Source organism: Amycolatopsis sp. NPDC041971 (genome assembly GCF_055588925.1).
Genome location: NZ_JBVJCE010000003.1, coordinates 498394 through 512405, shown reverse-complemented (window position 1 = coordinate 512405; position 14012 = coordinate 498394). Strand labels below are relative to the sequence as shown.

Annotated in this window: 19 protein-coding genes and 1 tRNA gene; 9 read left to right on the top strand and 11 right to left on the bottom strand. The window is 67.8% G+C overall.

Annotation, left to right across the window (positions count from 1 at the left end):
* Positions 1 to 332: 332 nt before the first annotated feature.
* Complete coding sequence (locus ACZ6DT_RS10725; RefSeq protein WP_465591804.1) at positions 333 to 803, top strand: helix-turn-helix transcriptional regulator; 471 nt, start codon at positions 333 to 335, stop codon at positions 801 to 803.
* Positions 804 to 876: 73 nt separating this feature from the next.
* Here ACZ6DT_RS10725 and ACZ6DT_RS10720 read toward each other — a convergent pair whose 3' ends face one another.
* Positions 877 to 2337, bottom strand: coding sequence for a flavin-containing monooxygenase (locus ACZ6DT_RS10720; RefSeq protein WP_465591801.1), 1461 nt, complete (start codon positions 2335 to 2337; stop codon positions 877 to 879).
* Between the two features lie 121 nt (positions 2338 to 2458).
* On the opposite strand from ACZ6DT_RS10720, the gene ACZ6DT_RS10715 reads away from it, so the two are divergent.
* Positions 2459 to 3016 (top strand): TetR/AcrR family transcriptional regulator, encoded by a 558-nt coding sequence (locus tag ACZ6DT_RS10715; RefSeq protein ID WP_465591879.1) that lies wholly within the window; start codon positions 2459 to 2461, stop codon positions 3014 to 3016.
* A gap of 233 nt (positions 3017 to 3249) precedes the next feature.
* Positions 3250 to 3660, top strand: a complete 411-nt coding sequence (locus ACZ6DT_RS10710) for a hypothetical protein (protein ID WP_465591799.1) — start codon at positions 3250 to 3252, stop codon at positions 3658 to 3660.
* A gap of 3 nt (positions 3661 to 3663) precedes the next feature.
* On the opposite strand, the gene ACZ6DT_RS10705 is transcribed toward ACZ6DT_RS10710, so the two are convergent.
* Positions 3664 to 3885, bottom strand: a complete 222-nt coding sequence (locus ACZ6DT_RS10705) for a DUF3618 domain-containing protein (protein WP_465591796.1) — start codon at positions 3883 to 3885, stop codon at positions 3664 to 3666.
* Positions 3886 to 4010: 125 nt separating this feature from the next.
* On the opposite strand from ACZ6DT_RS10705, the gene ACZ6DT_RS10700 reads away from it, so the two are divergent.
* Positions 4011 to 4084 (top strand) — tRNA-Leu (locus ACZ6DT_RS10700).
* A gap of 71 nt (positions 4085 to 4155) precedes the next feature.
* Here the strand turns inward: ACZ6DT_RS10700 and ACZ6DT_RS10695 are convergent.
* From ACZ6DT_RS10695 to ACZ6DT_RS10665, 7 genes are all read right to left on the bottom strand, one after another.
* Entirely contained in the window at positions 4156 to 4536 is a 381-nt protein-coding gene (locus tag ACZ6DT_RS10695; RefSeq protein WP_465591793.1) for a hypothetical protein, read from the bottom strand.
* 22 nt (positions 4537 to 4558) lie between these two features.
* Positions 4559 to 5131 carry a nucleotidyltransferase domain-containing protein gene (locus ACZ6DT_RS10690; RefSeq protein ID WP_465591790.1) on the bottom strand — a complete coding sequence of 191 codons (573 nt, stop codon included), beginning with the start codon at positions 5129 to 5131 and terminating at the stop codon, positions 4559 to 4561.
* 181 nt (positions 5132 to 5312) lie between these two features.
* On the bottom strand, positions 5313 to 5912 hold the full coding sequence (locus ACZ6DT_RS10685) for a dihydrofolate reductase family protein (RefSeq protein WP_465591787.1): 600 nt from the start codon (positions 5910 to 5912) through the stop codon (positions 5313 to 5315).
* Positions 5909 to 6718: a metalloregulator ArsR/SmtB family transcription factor gene (locus tag ACZ6DT_RS10680; protein WP_465591784.1), complete on the bottom strand. Its 810-nt coding sequence runs from the start codon at positions 6716 to 6718 to the stop codon at positions 5909 to 5911. The genes ACZ6DT_RS10685 and ACZ6DT_RS10680 overlap by 4 nt, the downstream gene beginning before the upstream one ends.
* Before the next feature lie 33 nt (positions 6719 to 6751).
* Positions 6752 to 7756, bottom strand: coding sequence for a methyltransferase (locus ACZ6DT_RS10675; RefSeq protein ID WP_465591782.1), 1005 nt, complete (start codon positions 7754 to 7756; stop codon positions 6752 to 6754).
* A 33-nt stretch (positions 7757 to 7789) separates the two neighbouring features.
* Entirely contained in the window at positions 7790 to 8377 is a 588-nt protein-coding gene (locus ACZ6DT_RS10670; protein WP_465591779.1) for an SDR family oxidoreductase, read from the bottom strand.
* A 13-nt stretch (positions 8378 to 8390) separates the two neighbouring features.
* Complete coding sequence (locus tag ACZ6DT_RS10665) at positions 8391 to 9164, bottom strand: aminotransferase class IV family protein (RefSeq protein ID WP_465591776.1); 774 nt, start codon at positions 9162 to 9164, stop codon at positions 8391 to 8393.
* 54 nt (positions 9165 to 9218) lie between these two features.
* Here ACZ6DT_RS10665 and ACZ6DT_RS10660 point away from each other — a divergent pair, with 54 nt between their 5' ends.
* The gene (locus ACZ6DT_RS10660) at positions 9219 to 9728 is read left to right on the top strand and encodes a DinB family protein (protein WP_465591876.1); all 510 of its coding nucleotides are present in this window, start codon (positions 9219 to 9221) and stop codon (positions 9726 to 9728) included.
* Here the strand turns inward: ACZ6DT_RS10660 and ACZ6DT_RS10655 are convergent.
* Positions 9715 to 10104 (bottom strand): hypothetical protein, encoded by a 390-nt coding sequence (locus ACZ6DT_RS10655; protein ID WP_465591882.1) that lies wholly within the window; start codon positions 10102 to 10104, stop codon positions 9715 to 9717. The two genes, ACZ6DT_RS10660 and ACZ6DT_RS10655, sit on opposite strands and share 14 nt — an antisense overlap.
* Positions 10105 to 10221: 117 nt before the next feature.
* Between ACZ6DT_RS10655 and ACZ6DT_RS10650 the strand changes: the two genes are divergently transcribed.
* The gene (locus ACZ6DT_RS10650; protein ID WP_465591774.1) at positions 10222 to 11154 is read left to right on the top strand and encodes a LysR family transcriptional regulator; all 933 of its coding nucleotides are present in this window, start codon (positions 10222 to 10224) and stop codon (positions 11152 to 11154) included.
* 136 nt (positions 11155 to 11290) lie between these two features.
* Here the strand turns inward: ACZ6DT_RS10650 and ACZ6DT_RS10645 are convergent, their stop codons facing one another.
* Entirely contained in the window at positions 11291 to 12250 is a 960-nt protein-coding gene (locus ACZ6DT_RS10645; protein WP_465591772.1) for a glycoside hydrolase family 25 protein, read from the bottom strand.
* A 129-nt stretch (positions 12251 to 12379) separates the two neighbouring features.
* Here ACZ6DT_RS10645 and ACZ6DT_RS10640 point away from each other — a divergent pair, with 129 nt between their 5' ends.
* From ACZ6DT_RS10640 to bcp, 3 genes are all read left to right on the top strand, one after another.
* Positions 12380 to 12562: a hypothetical protein gene (locus ACZ6DT_RS10640; RefSeq protein WP_465591769.1), complete on the top strand. Its 183-nt coding sequence runs from the start codon at positions 12380 to 12382 to the stop codon at positions 12560 to 12562.
* Between the two features lie 199 nt (positions 12563 to 12761).
* The gene (locus tag ACZ6DT_RS10635) at positions 12762 to 13307 is read left to right on the top strand and encodes a hypothetical protein (RefSeq protein WP_465591766.1); all 546 of its coding nucleotides are present in this window, start codon (positions 12762 to 12764) and stop codon (positions 13305 to 13307) included.
* 27 nt (positions 13308 to 13334) lie between these two features.
* On the top strand, positions 13335 to 13811 hold the full coding sequence (bcp, locus tag ACZ6DT_RS10630) for a thioredoxin-dependent thiol peroxidase (protein WP_465591763.1): 477 nt from the start codon (positions 13335 to 13337) through the stop codon (positions 13809 to 13811).
* The last annotated feature ends 201 nt before the right edge of the window (positions 13812 to 14012 follow it).

Below are 14012 nucleotides of genomic sequence, written 5' to 3'. Positions count from 1 at the left end.
TCTTTCGCAAGACAACCCCAACCAGGGCGTCAGTGGCTTTCCGAGCCAGACCCCGCCAAGTCTCCGTCCACACACATCATCACTGTGGCTTTCGCTACACGGCCGCACCAGGCGACGGACAGTCCCGACGGGCCTGATGGCCACCGAAACGCGCACTCCGAGCGGGTTTTCCTCACCCATTCGGCCCAGTGGGCCAAAATCGGTATGAAAAGCACCCCCGAAACCGCGTAAGAGCGGCCGTCCTGCCGACTTTCATACACGTGAGCGCGCTCGTCCCGGGTTTTGTCACACGGGCGAGCGGAGGAGAAGGTTGGCAAGGCAGGGGATGGGGAGTGCTGATCGACGCTGAGAGCTATCAGCGGATACTCGGAGACGAGCTCCGCAAGCTCCGCCGTAAACGTGGCTGGACACGCAAGGAACTGAACCAGCATCTGCAGAGCGAGATCTCGCTACAGACGCTGGCCACCTACGAGCTGGGCACCCGGCACTGTTCCGTGGTGCGGCTGGTCGAACTGTGCGTCGCGATGGACGAGCTGCCGCAGGATCTGCTGGCCAAGGTGCATCGCCGGGTGTTCGTGGACGAACCGGGCCGCGTCCGGGTCGACCTGCGCCTGGTGCTCAAGGACGACCAGGAGGAACTGTTCCCCCTGCGACGGTGGGCGGACGACCGGCTCAAACGCTCGGGTGACGCCGGCAGTGCCGAGGTCCACCTCGACTTCGCGGCGCTGGAACGGATGGCCGAGCTCTGCGGCATCCCCACCGTCGATCTCATCGGAAGGCTTCGCCGGCTCAACCCCTCATGAGCGCGGCGTTCCCCGGTCCGTGAAGGCCATGCCCCCCATCTTGGCTTTCACGGACCCTCCCCTCTTCGCGGTGTCAGCCGAGGAGTTCGTAGTCCTCACGCCGCACCTTGCGGGTGTCGAGCCAGTACCGCCAGGTGAAGCCCGGCCAGATCGTGCGGTTGACGCCCTTCGCGTCCAGATACCAGCTCTTGCAGCCGCCCTGGGTCCAGATGCCCTTGGCGAGTTTGCGCTGGATCTCGCCGTTGAACCGCTCCTGCGCCTCCGGCCGCGGGTCGAGCGCCTTGCCGCGCGCGAGCCGCAGCGCCTGCGCGACGTAGGAGATCTGCGCTTCGATCATGAACACCACGGAGTTGTGGCCCAGTCCGGTGTTCGGGCCGAGCAGGAAGAACAGGTTCGGGAACCCGGACACGGTGATGCCCTGATACGTCCGCATCCCCTCGGTCGCCCACTCCTTACCGAGGTTGCGCCCGTCCCGGCCGATGATCTCGAGGTCGTCGAAGGCGTCGGTGACGTGGAAACCGGTGCCGTAGATGATCGCGTCGACCTCGTGCTCGACGCCGGCGCCGTCGACGACGCTGTGCTCGCGGACCTCTTTCACGCCCTCGGTGACGACGTCGACGTTGTCCCGCGCGAGCGCCGGGTAGTAGTCGTTGGAGACCAGGACGCGCTTGCAACCCATGGTGTAGTCCGGCATCAGCTTCCGGCGCAGTTCCGGGTCCTTGACGCTCTTGAAGATGTTGCGCTTCGCGATGCGCTGGCCGAGCTTCATCACCCACGGCTGCCCGTTGAAGCCGAGCGCGCGGGCCTCGAGCCCCCAGTAGAGGACGTCGCGGAAGGCACGCTGCAGCAGCGGAACCGAGCTGAACGCCTTCCGCAGCGCTTCCGGCATCTCGCAGTCCGGCTTCGGCATGATCCACGGCGGCGTGCGCTGGAAGAGCGTCAGTTCGGCGACGTCCTTCGCGATCTGCGGCACGAACTGGATCGCGCTCGCACCGGTGCCGACCACGGCGACCCGCTTGCCCTTGAGGTCGCAGTCGTGCTCCCACCGCGCGGAGTGGAACGCCCGGCCCTGGAAACGTTCGATGCCGGGCAGCTTCGGGATCTGCGGCAGGTGCAGCGCGCCGACCCCGGCGACCAGCGCGGGCGCGACGAACTCGTCACCCGACTTCGAGGCGACATGCCAGCGGTTCTCGTCGGCGTCCCAGCGGGCGCCGGTCATCTCCTGACCGAAGCGGATGAAACGGCGCAGGTCGTATTTCGCGGCGACGTCGCGCATGTACTGCCAGATCTCCGGCTGCGGCGAGTACGCGCGAGACCAGCCGGGGTTCTGCTCGAACGAGAACGAGTACATATGCGAGGGGATGTCGCAGGCGCAGCCGGGGTAGGTGTTGTCCCGCCACGTGCCGCCCACGTCGCCGGCCTTCTCCAGGATGACGAAGTCCTCGCGGCCCTCTTTCCGCAGCTGGATGGCCATGCCCAGCCCGGAGAAGCCGGTCCCGACGATGACGACCCCGGTCTCGGTGCGGTTGCCCATGCCCCGACCTCTCGTTCGCATTACCTGTTACCGGGAGTACACCTTACTTGAAGTAGGTTACCTTCGGTAGAGTGCTGTGGTGACGACGGCGAAGCGCAAACGCGTGCCACGAGCAGAGCGAATGCGGCAGATGATCGAGATCGCTGAGGAAGTCTTCGCCGAACGCGGCTACAGCGCGGCGTCCATGGACGACATCGCGGAGCGCGTCGGGGTCTCCAAGCCGATGCTCTACGAGTACTTCCACTCGAAAGAGGGGCTGCTGCTGGCCTGTATCCAGCAGTCGCGGACGGCATTGCGCGAGGTCACCGAACGGGCGACCGTCGGCGCGACCTCCGCCGAGGACGCGCTGCGACGCGGGCTGCTGGCCTTCTTCGTCTTCATCCGGGAACGACGGCAGGCCTGGTCACTGCTGCGCCACGAGATGGCGCTGATCGGCACCGGCGCCGCCGACGAGATCGAGCAGACCCGCCGCCAGCAGACCGACCTGATCGCCGCGCTGATGAGCGACTACTTCGACGCCGGGGACGACCTCCGCGCCGAGGCGTCCGCGGAGTTCGTCGTCGGCGCGTGTGAAAGGCTCGCGATCTGGTGCGAGCGGCACGAGGACGTCAGCCCGGAAACGGCGACCGGATACGCGATGGACGTCCTCTGGTCGGGCCTGGCCTCGCGGGTCCGCTGAGCGACTGTGAAGATGCGCGTGCATTAGGCCATTCGGTCGTCACTCAGAGCACATTGCCACCAGTGTCTTGTGACACAGAGTTGTCCTACTGTATCGATGACCCTGTAGAAACTCTGATGGACAGTCACGGCCTCCGTCAGGAGGGGGCGCCACCACCCGAAAGTGGCGTCATGACGACGGCGTGGCGAAGTCCATTCGAGTGACGCATGCTCGCGAGGAGAGGGGTGAGGCGGATGACCGAACCGATCACCGCGTCGTACATCCAGGAGGACGACGACTGGAAAATCACGGTCAGCGGCTCCGGCAAGGAACTGACCGGTCGCGCGCCGGGCATCATCGCGGCGCGGGACCGGGCCGACCAGCTGGTCGAAAAACTGTCCCCGCCGGAACGGTCGACGGTGGTGCACCTGCTCAACGGCAGTGCGCTCGAGTTCACCGCCGCCTACATGACGGCGAGGCTCACGCTTCCGGAGATCGAGCCGCTCGAAGTTCCTCCGCCGTCGAACGGCAAGGCCAAGGAGAAGACCGGCGGCAAGCCTCCGGTTCCCCAGGGCAAGGAGCTCCCGAAGGCCGTCGACGAGGCGAAGGCCCCGAAGAAGGCTGAGCCGGCCAAGACACCCGCCAAGGCGGCCCAGACCTCCTGAGGCCTACTTCAGGAGTTTGCGGATCAGCAGCACGCCGATCAGCACAGCCCCGCCGATGAGCGAGTACTTCACCTTGGGCTCGTCCAGCTTCGCGCGCAGGCCGGTCTTCGCGGAATCCACCAGCTTCGCGGGGTTCGCCTTCGTGCCCAGCTGGTCGAGTGTGGCGACCAGCGCGTTCCTGGCCTGCTCGATCTCACGCTCGATGGTCTCGGGATCGCGAGCCACGTGTCCTCCTCGCCGCGACGGACTTGCTGGACGCCCACGTTAGAGGACGCCACTCCCCACGGTGGCACCGGCCACGCCGAGAAACGCCGATCGTGTCGCACGCTACGATTTCGGGGCAGCATTGGGGGCCCGTAGCCCAATTGGCAGAGGCACACGGTTTAGGTCCGTGCCAGTGAGAGTTCGAGTCTCTCCGGGCCCACCGACACTTCTGACCTGCGGAGGCGCGCTCCCCCGGGAGCCGCCCCGCAGGGCACGTGCCACAGACGTGCCTCAGCAGGCAGTAGTGGTCACCCGGCGAGCCGTTTCGACCAGCGTCTGGGCCGCCCGGCCCGCACGTTCGAACTCATCCGCCGTCGCCGGCGTGTGGCTGTAACCGGCCTTGGTCTTCAACTTGAGCGACGTTCGCAAATGCTTCGCGGCTTCCTTGTCCGCCCGGGTCAGCAAACCGACCGCTTCGTCATGGTTCTCACCCTGCGCGTGCTCGCCCAGCCTGGCGCAGCAGATGACATCGGACGCCGCGATCCCGGCGTGGACGCACAACGTCACGTATGCGTCGGCCACATCCTCATGCCCGTCGGCGAGTTCACGGATCGTGTCCGCCGCCTCACTGAACTGATTCGCCTTGCACAGGCGCCCTCGCTGGACGTTCACGTCGCACTGTCGCGTTCGCAAGTCAGCCTTTTCTCTTTCTCAAGTGACTGGCCAGCCAGGCCCGGCTCCCGGCCACGGTGAGCCCGTCTCGCGCCACATCGCGCAGAACGACCTCGTCGTACGCGCGGTCGGCGAGCTCGGCTTCGGTGAACTCCAAAGGCCGAGTGTCGTTACCGACCCAGCGGGTCACTTCGACCGCCAGCTCGTGAACCTGCGTTTCCCAGCGGTCATCATCGGCGTCATCCGGCCGGATCAGCAAGAGATCCACATCGCTGTCCTCCGTCATCTCGCCGCGTGCCACCGAACCGAAGACCGCGGCGTACACCGGCGGGATTTCCCAGGACTCCAGACGGTCCTCGACGCGTTCCAGAAGTGTCTTCTGCATCTGGGCAAGCCCGATGATGTGCTCTGCCGCGAGATGATCACGATTGAGCCGGTACGCGAAGGCGTTCCCGACCCTGTCGGACAGCACGACACCCTGTTTCGTCAGGCGCCGCAGCACCTTGCGAATGCCCTCCTCCGAATGTCGCGCCAACAGCCGGTGCAACTGACCGGTCGTGAAGATGCCGTCGTGGTTGGCGAGCACGGCGAGCACGTCGCCATCAAGCGTGGGGGTGACCGTCATCAACGGTCGGCTCAAGTCCACGATCCGACTCCTTGAACACGCGGCGACAACTCCAACTATAGTGCCGGAACACCAACTATAGTACATGTATCTGTTTTATGGTTGCTCCGGGGTCGCGGCCGGAGTCACGTCCAGAACAAGGCGCCGCCGATCACCGGGCGCGGTCGTAAACGAGCGCCATCTCCCCCAGTTCCCCGACCTCCTGATACGCCAGTGTCCACTTCGACGCGGGCAGTCCGTCGACGAACAGGCGCTGCCCACCGCCGGTGATCTCGGGGCAGATCATCAGGTACAGCCGGTCGATCAGGTCGTCGGAGAGCAGTGCCTTGATGACGCTGGCGCTGCTGTTGACCAGGATGTCGCCGTCTCCGTTCGCCTTGAGGTCGGCGATGACGTCGGCGGCGGGGGCGTTCACGACGCGGGCGCGGTCCCACGGCGCTTCGGTCAGGGTCGTCGAGAAGACCACCTTTTCGGCGTCCGTGAGCCATTTCGCGTAGGCGCGGTCGCGGGGGTCGGCGTTCTGGTCGGCGGCGATGGACGGCCAGAAGCCGAGGAAGCCCTCGGCGTTCAGTCTGCCGAGCACCGCGGTGGTCGCCTTTTCGTGGATACGGGCGAGGTGGGCGCGGGCAATGTCAGTAGTGGCGTACGAGACGATCGCGCCCATGTCGCCAGGGCCGCCTGGGCCGCTGTAGTGGCCGTCGAGGGTGAGGCCGATGTTCGCGGTGACGCGGCGGCCGGTCGGGTTCGTCATGTCGTTCGGTCCTTTTCCCGGGTGATTCGAGCGGCGAGGTTGTCGAGCACCTGGCCCCAGCCGGTTTCGATGCCGGCGATGAAGGGGACGGCCTCGACGGTGGTTTCGGTGACGCGCAGGTCGAGGCGGAGCCGGGTCCCGCCCGGCGCCTCGGTGAACTTCAGGTCGTAGTGACCGGTGAAGAAGGTGTCCCCCTCGGCGTCCAGCACCGAGAGGTCGAACTCGAGGTGTTCGGATTCGGTCGCGGCGCGGACCTCGCCCGCGGAGCGGTATCGCCCTTCCGCGTCGCGGTAGTCGAGAACGGCTCGTCCGCCCGTCCACGGCTCGATGACGCAGTCGGTGACGGTCATCGAAGGCGGTGCCCACCAGGTCGCGAGCAGCGCGGGGTCGGTCCAGTGCCGCCAGACGTCGCTCCGCGGCGCGGCGAGCAGACGGTCGAACGAGAACGCCCGCCCGTCCGCCCACCGGTCCTGGTCCGCGGAGGCGGTGTCCGCGGAGATCGCGGCTTGATAGCGCGTGAGGACATCGCGTTCGCCCTCGTTCGCCTCGATGGTCGCGATCAGCACCCGCATTCGGTCTTCGAAGTCTTTCAGCGGGCCCGCTTCGACCGCGTAGACGCGACGCTGCCCGAGCGGGAAGACCGTCACGAGGCCGACGCGGGCGAGGGTCTGCAGGTGCTTGGTGGTCTGCGGCTGCCGCAGACCGGTCAGCTCGGCGAGCTCACCGACGGACCGGGGCCGCTCGGCGAGAAGCTCGACGATGCGACACCTCGCCCCGTCTCCCAGTGCTGCCGCGATCTGCTCCATGCCCAGAAGCATTCACGAGGAAGAATATTCTTGTCAAGGAATATCTTCCCGCTGGAACTCCAGCAGACTGCGCTGTTCGGTCAGCGTGGTGATGGAGTCGAAGACCAGCCCGTGTGCGGCGGCGAGCTCGCGAAGTTCGTCGAGGCGCCGCTCGCGGCCGCCGTAGAGCACGAGCATGACCAGGTCCCACTCGGTCTGCGCCCCGATGCCGCCGACCGCCTCGATGACGAGGACGCGGCCGCCGGGGCCGGCCGCCTCGGCGCAGCGAGCCAGGATCCGATGGGCGTGCTCGTCGTCCCAGTCATGGAGGATGTCGGACAGCAGATACGCGTCCGCCCCTGCCGGGAGCGGGTCGAAGAAGCTGCCCGCGGTCACCTCGGTCCGGTCTTCGAGCCCTTGCTCACGCAGTTCTTTTCCGGCGACGGCCGCGGTGGGCGCGAGATCGACGAGATGGCCGCGCATCGACGGGTTGGCCTTCAGGATCGCGGCCAGCAGGCTGCCGTGACCCCCGCCGACGTCGACGAGGGTGCCGAAGCGGGACCACTCGAAACCGGCGACGAGCCCCGGCACCTGCGTCAGGAACCGCTGGGTCATCTGCCGGTCGAACGTCTCCCGGAGGTGGGGATGCTCGGCGAGATCGGCCCAGAAGTCCTGACCGTAACGACGGATGTAGCCCGCTTGACCGGTGGCGATGCTGTGCGCGAGTTCGACGAAGGCCAGTTCGCCGCGCCCGCCGGCGGCGTTCATGTCCAGGAGCCCGGCGAGCCCGTTTCCGGCGTCGGCGCGCAGGTTCGCCCCATAACCGGTGGTGCGGTAGCCGGCCGACGTCCGTTCGAGGACGCCGAGGGTTCTCAGGTGCCCCAGCAGCAGATCGAGCGCGAGCGGCGATTGGCCGAGTTCCGCCGCCAGTTCACCGGCGCCCGCGCCGTCACCGGAGAGCCGGTCCGGCAATCCGAGGGTGACCGCGACCCGCAGTGCCATCGGAGTCGCCAGCCCGGCCAGCCGGAGTAGATCGTTTCTGTCGTCGTGGTTCGTCACGAAGACCCACTGTGGCAGCGCGGTCAAGTCCGTTTACGGGGTCAGCGTCCGCCCCGTCAGGCCCGCGGTCTCGACCGCCTCGACGTAGCTCCGCGCGACTTCCGCCGCCGGAGTGCCGCCGTCGGGTTCGCCGAGCGCGGCGAGCGTTTCGCTCACCCAGCCGGGGCTGACCGCGTTGACGCGCAGGCCGCGGGGCAGTTCGCGGGCCGCGGCGGCGACGAACGCTTCGAGACCGGCGTTGGTCAAGACCCCGAAGGCGCTGCCGCGCAACGTCTCCGGGATCCGGCCCGCGGTCACCGTGACCGAACCGCCGTCCGGCAACTGCGGGACGGCGTGCCGCAGCAGCAACACCTGGCCGAGCAGTTTCCCCTGCAGGCCTTGGGTGAACTCTTCGTCGGTGCCGCCGTCGACCGGCACCAGCGAGCCACTCCCCGCGCAGCACACGACGTGCTCGATACCCGGCTCGGTGGCGAAGAGCGCGTCGAGTGTGGAGGGCTGCTCGACGTCCACCTTGAGTACGCCGGAGCGGGACGCGGGGAGCACGGTGTGCCCGCGTGCGGTGAGCGCTTCGGAGACCGCGGCCCCGATCGTCCCGGTGGCACCGACCACGAGGATCTTCATCGGCGTCTTCCTTTCAAGGTCGGGTGAGAGGTTCGGTTTCGTAAGCCCGGTGCAGCGCCGCGACGAACGACGGCGCTTCCGGCAGCGGCGTCGCGCCGATCCGGTGCACCGCGATCCCGGGCGTCCACGAGTTCATGACCACAGCGCCGGTGAACCCCGGCAGGTCGGCGAGCGTGACCTCCTGAAGCCGTTGCGGCACACCGAGCGCGCCCAGCCGCCGCTGGACGACACGCATCGTGGTCCCCGCCAGCAGGTCGGCGTCGGGCCACACCACCGTATCGCGATCCCAGAAGGCGAGGTTCCAGATCGTCGCCTCACTCAACCGGCCCTGACGGTCGACGAACACCGCGTCGTCGAACCCTTCGCCGACGGCCCGCCGCCGGAAGTACGTCTTCGCCATCTCGCCGGTGTGCTTGATGGCGGGGATGGCGCGCTCGTGTTCGACTGCCGTCAGCTCCAGCGGTCCCGCCGGACCGGACGCCGGGGGCCGGGTGCGCACCAGGACTTCGAGTTCACCCGGCAGGTGGACGGTCACGGTCAGGGAGACGTCGGCCGGGCCGGACTCGATCGCCTTGCGCACGTACGAGCGGATCCGGTCGTCGGGCAGCGAGTCGCCGAACAGCTCCAGCGACGCGGTCCGGAGCCGGTCCAGATGCAGATCGAGACCGCGGACCAGGCCGTCGCGCACCTGCATGGCCGTGAAGTGGGCGAAGCCGGCGAAAGCGAGCGGCGCCAGGTCTTCGGCGGTCGCGGTCTCGCCGTTCCGCTGCGCGACATAGGAACGCATGTCCGCACCGTAATCCGGTTGCGGCCCCGGCGCCCCGGCGGCAGGATCGCGCGGGTGCCCGCTTCGCGTTCCGAACTGCCGCGCTGGCAGTTCGATCTGACCTGGTCGTTGTTCGAGTACCACCTCGCCGTCCTCGAACCGGCGGACTTCCTTTGGGAGCCCTCGGCGCTCTGCTGGACGGTGCGCCCGGACGGCACTCCCGACTGGGCCGACACCGAACCCGATCCGATCCCGGTCCCCACGATCGCCTGGCTCACCTGGCATATCGGCTGGTGGTGGAGCGTCGCACTGGACCACGCGAACGGGCGGACTCCGCGCGAGCGCGAGGAAATCACCTGGCCCGGCGAAGAAACCGCCATCGGATGGCTGCGCGGACTTCGCGAGGAATGGCTGGCCGTCTTGGATCGCTTGACCGACGCCGATCTGGACGCGCCCTCGGCCTATCCGTGGGGCGAGGACGCCGGGCTGACCTTCGCCCACACCGTCGCCTGGGTGAACGCCGAGCTGATGAAGAACGTGTCCGAGATCGGGCAGCTCAGGTTGCTGCGGCTCAGCGCGGCGTGATGCCGGGGATGGACTTCAGCCCGCCCAGGAGCATCGAACTGACGGCGACCGGATAGTCGTCGAGCGCGTACACCGTCCCGGCGAGCTCCACCGGGACCGGGATTTTCCTTGGTGCGCCGGCAAAACCTGCCTCACTTCGAGAACGGCGTCCTCGGTCAGCCTCTCGGCGGTCGCGTGCAGGGTCAATGGCGGCTCCCCGTCTTCCGCCGCGGAAAGGTCGAGCGGTACGAGGCGCCGCCGCCCCCAGCACACCGGTTTCCTGTGGAAGCGGGACTCTGAAGCGCCGCTGGGCCTCCTCGAACAGCGGGGCGATCTTGGCCGCGCCGTCGAGCATCGAATATTCGGGATGAACGTGCAGGTGCACGAAGGAGTCCACCGGCCACGCCCCACGGTTGTACGATCCGGTCCGACACGGGGCTTGGATCGAAGGCACACAAGCGTTGTCCAACAAGCGACACGCGGCGATCGACAACCGGAAGTTGTAGGGGAGACAGTGGAGCTGGACCTGGGCGCGGTGCGCGCGTTCGTCGCGGTGGCGGAGGACCGGTACTTCGGCGAGGCGGCGATCCGGCTGGAGGTGAGCCAGCAGGCGATCTCCAAACGCGTCGCGAAGCTCGAAGCCGATCTCGGCGTGCGTCTGCTGTCACGGACCCGCGGCGGCGCCGAGCCGACCGAAGACGGCGAAGAGTTCCTCAACCACGCTCGTGCGCTGATCAACCTCGCGGATCAGGCCGTCGAGCGGCTTCACGGCAGACGCCGTCCCCTGCGCGTCGACGTCCTCGGCACGCGCCTGGCGACCATGGAGGTGATCCGGGCGTTCCACGCCGACCACGACGACGAATTGGAACTCGTCACGCCCGGGTTGGGCGCGGTGCGCCGGTCCATGCTGCCCGAGTCGGTCGATGCCGCCTTCGCCCGCGTCAGCACCGTGCCGGAGCCGGGCATCGGCCGCGTACCCGCCTGCCTGGAGCCGACGAACCTGCTGGTCGGACGGCGGCATCCGCTCGCACGGCGACGGCGGGTCGCGATGGCGGAACTCGACGGTATGACGGCGTGGATGCCCTACAACGCACGGGCCGGCGAATGGACGGGGTTCTGGCGGGAACTGTGCCCCGAGTTCGGCATCCTGGTCGACACCGACGGCCCGAACTTCGGGCTCGAACACCACATCGAGGTGCTCAGCACGGCGAAGGACCGCCTGGGTTTCGTCGGCGCGAAGATGCACGTGCCCTGGCATCCGGACGTCGTCCAGATCCCGCTCGTCGACCCGACCCCGGTGTACCCGTTCTCCCTGCTGTGGCGGCACGAGAACCGGCATCCCACGCTGCGGCTGCTGATCGAGCACGTCCGCTCCGGGTACCGGCCCTTCGACCCGGAGCGGCAATGGCTCCCGGTGTCGGATCGGGCAGCCATGGGCGCGGGTTAGTCCGGATACGCGGTGAGCGGCTTGACGTCACGGTTACCTTCGCGACGATCGAGGAATCGGGACACTGAACGTCCCAGATCCTCCATCGTCAACCGTCGCCGGCCGAGCCGGCATTTCCCTCGCCACACCCGAAGGCTCAGCCGACGATGTCGATCTCGAAGTCCACGTTCGAGCTGTACTCGAAGTCGGCCCACACCGCGCCCGGCAGGTGGTACCGCCGGTGCGAAACCGTCTTCGGGTTGAATCCGGGCTTCTGCATGGGATTCCCGCCGATACCGACCTTGTCGCTGCCCCAGGCGTAGATGTTGCCCTGCCATACGGGAGCGTCGGTGATGCCGTCCCCGTCGACACGCGGGCGGACGATGATCGCGGCCGTCTCGCTGCCGGAGAGGAACAGCCGCACGGACGTGACGGACGGGCTGGCCGGAATGGTCTTGCGTTCCATGAGTTCTGTCGTCGCCTTCCGCCTCGGGGCGGCGCCGCCGCCGGTCAAGTGGGCGTTCGTGTAGGACTCGTTGAGGTCGACACTGCTCGCACGGATGCCGGGGACCTGGCCGGCGTCCGAGTACTGGTGCACGTCGTAGCGGCCCGCGGCCGCATCGGGTTTGGCGCCGTAGCGCGCGATCCAGATGACCAGGTCCGGCACGCCGAATCGGTCCGGGCGCAGCATCTTGGCAAGCGAATTGTTCAGGTAGATGCCTGGCCGGAACCCGTGTCCCGCCACGCGGTCGCAGAACCTGATCGAGAAGTCGCGCTTGCGCGCGTCCGGGATGTTCGGCGCCTCCGAACCCGGCGGGTTGTCTTCGAGGTCGAGCATCGGGGCGCATCCGGTCGCCCCGAGCCGCCGGACCTCCGCGAGGAGCACGTCGGCCTGCGTCTCCGGCGAGGGACTCGCCTGAGCGAAGTGGTAGCCGCCCACCGGGATTCCCACGGATCTGGCTCCGGCCACCAGGGCGTCGCCGGTATTGCGGCCGCCGTTCGGCAGTCCGCCACCGTCGGTGAGCTTGACGAAGACGAACGTCACGCCGTGATTCTTGACGGCCTGCCAATTGGTAACGGACTGAAAGCGACTGTAGACATCTATTCCCAGCGCCATCGTTACAGCCTGACGGGCGCCCCAGTTGGGCAAAAGGGCCTAGTGGGCGATAACCGGTACGTCCGGTTCGTCCTTTTGGGTGGCCCCTCCTCGGCTGACGCGGCTCACCCATGCCCGTACTGTGGCGACATGGCGTCTCGAAGCCCCTTTCACTGGATGACCCGGTGGGCGGACTGGTTCGAAGAGCGCGGCGTCTACGTTCCGGGCGAGGAGAGCCGAGCGGTCGACCCGATGCGAGATTTCGGCTGGTTGATCGTGGCCTGGGTGTCCGGTCTCGCGATCTTCATCCTGTTCTTCGCCTTCGCCGTCTGACCGTCGCAGTGTGCCATCGAGGTGACGACTGTCACTAGCCGTACCCTTCCGATCACGGATCGGCCACGGCTGTACACCAGGTGCGCCTCAACCCGGCCATGCCGCTCCTCTCGGCTGCGGTAGACCGTCACTCTGGACTCTTCGGCACTAATACCTACCTCGAACGGCCTACCCGCACCTCCGACTGGAGTAACCGCACATGGCGCCCCCGCGCACCCCGAAGCTCTTGATCGTCGCCTGCTCCTTGACGCTGGCGGCCGCCTGCGGGGTTCCGGCACCGGAAAAAGGGGCCGCCGTGCTCGGCGCGGACGCCCCGGCACAGGGTCTTGCCGCCACGCACGCGGAAGGTGACCTCGCCTTCGGCGCCCCGCATCGGTTCGCCACCGGGGTCACGATCTCGGTGTCCGCGCCGAATTCGTTCCGCCCCAGCGCGTCGGCGTACCCGCAGAGCCCGCGCGCGGTGGCCTTCGGCATCGAGGTGACGAACGCGGGTGACGGCACGTACCGGCTCTCCGGCCTGTCCGTGACGGGCGAGATCGACGGGGAAGCCGCGGCGGTCAAACAGGTCGTCGACCCGGTGCAGGGCTACAACGGCGTCGCGGACGCCGGCAAGGACGTGGCGGCAGGCCGGTCGGTCCGGCTGAACCTGGCGTTCGCCGTTCCGGACAAGCCGGTGAGGCTGCGCCTCCAGGTGCGGCCGAGCCCTTCGGAGCCCGTCGCCGCGAAGTACTGCGGGAAGGTCTGACGCCGCCGATTCGCTACCGTGTGCGTCATGACCGAGCAGCGACTCTCCCCCGGCGACAAAGCGCCCGACTTCACCCTCCCCGACAGTGAGGGCAACGACGTCAAGCTCAGCGACTTCCGCGGCGAATCGGTCGTCGTGTACTTCTACCCGAGCGCCGGCACGCCGGGCTGCACGAAGCAGGCGTGCGACTTCCGGGACAGCCTCGCGCAGCTCAACGACGCCGGTTACCGGGTGCTCGGCATCTCGCCGGACAAGCCCGCGAAGCTCGCGAAGTTCGTCGAGGCGGAAGGGCTGACCTTCCCACTGCTGTCCGACACGGAGAAGACCGTCCTCAAGGCGTACAGCGCTTTCGGCGAGAAGAAGAACTACGGCAAGGTCTACGAAGGCGTCATCCGCTCGACGTTCGTCGTCGACGCCGAAGGCAAGATCGCGGTGGCGCAGTACAACGTGCGCGCCACCGGCCACGTCGCGAAGCTTCTCCGGGACCTCGACCTGGCGTCCTGACGACGGGCTCGATCTCTTTGAGGAAGCCCCTCTGGCGGACGACGCCGACCCAGAACTCTGACGCGGCGTGACGGGGATCCGCTGACGGTCGTGGGGGGGGGGGGGGGGGGGGGGGGGGGGGGGGGGGGGGGGACCCCCCACAACACCCAAACAACAGAACCACCCCCACCACCCACCCCCCCCCCCCCCCCCCCCCCCTCC